This is a genomic window from Actinomadura rubrisoli (genome assembly GCF_004349215.1).
In the GTDB taxonomy this organism is placed as follows: domain Bacteria; phylum Actinomycetota; class Actinomycetes; order Streptosporangiales; family Streptosporangiaceae; genus Spirillospora; species Spirillospora rubrisoli.
Genome location: NZ_SMKU01000771.1, coordinates 1 through 716 on the forward strand (window position 1 = coordinate 1; position 716 = coordinate 716).

Consider the following 716-nt stretch of genomic DNA (forward strand, 5'->3'; position numbering starts at 1 on the left):
CCGCCCCCGGCGGGCATCCGCGCAGAGCCGCACGGGACGCGCCGGCCCCTCTTCGAGGCACCCCCTCCGCCAGGCGACCCTCAAACGACCATCATCGACCACGCCCCGCCCACCAGCGCCGTCCCAGGCGGCGCGGTCCTGGGCGCGGCACCGGACGGGACGGGCTCGGACGGCGTGGGAGAGAGCGCCGCCGTTTCGCAGCCGACAACGGGCGCGACCCGTCCCGCCGCGCCCGAGCCCGCGCCCCCGTCCCCCGGCCCGAAGCGGCACCGCACCCTGCTCATCGCCGCGGTGGCGGTGTGCGCGGTGATCGGCACGGGCCTCGGCTACTTGACGCAGCGGCCGTCCGGGACGGGCCAGGCGCCGTCCTCGCAGGGACGCACGTCCGCGCCCCCGCCCTACCACACCTACTACCTGCCGGTGACCGCGATCAGCCCGCGGCCGGGCACCGTCCGGCTCGCGTTCTCCGACGCGTCCACCCAGCCAGGCTTCCGGCTCTACCTGGTCTTCCGCGACCGCGAGCAGGTCGCCCAGCTCCCCGCGGGCCGGCAGCCCGCCTACACCGCCAGGGGAGTGGACCCGTTGACCCGGCACTGCTGGCGGGTCGCCGCGGTGCTCGAAACCGACAGGCCGCCGACCCAGGCCCAGGCCGGGCCCGCATGCGCCGCCGCCAATGGAAGGGCCCCGGAGGACCCATGACGCAGAGCCCCGTGCAC

The 716-nt window shown here is 77.2% G+C and carries 1 pseudogene; it reads left to right on the forward strand.

Annotated elements, in window-relative coordinates:
* A pseudogene (locus E1298_RS49195) lies at positions 1-699 on the forward strand (hypothetical protein); the annotation flags it as partial.
* Positions 700-716 lie beyond the last annotated feature (17 nt).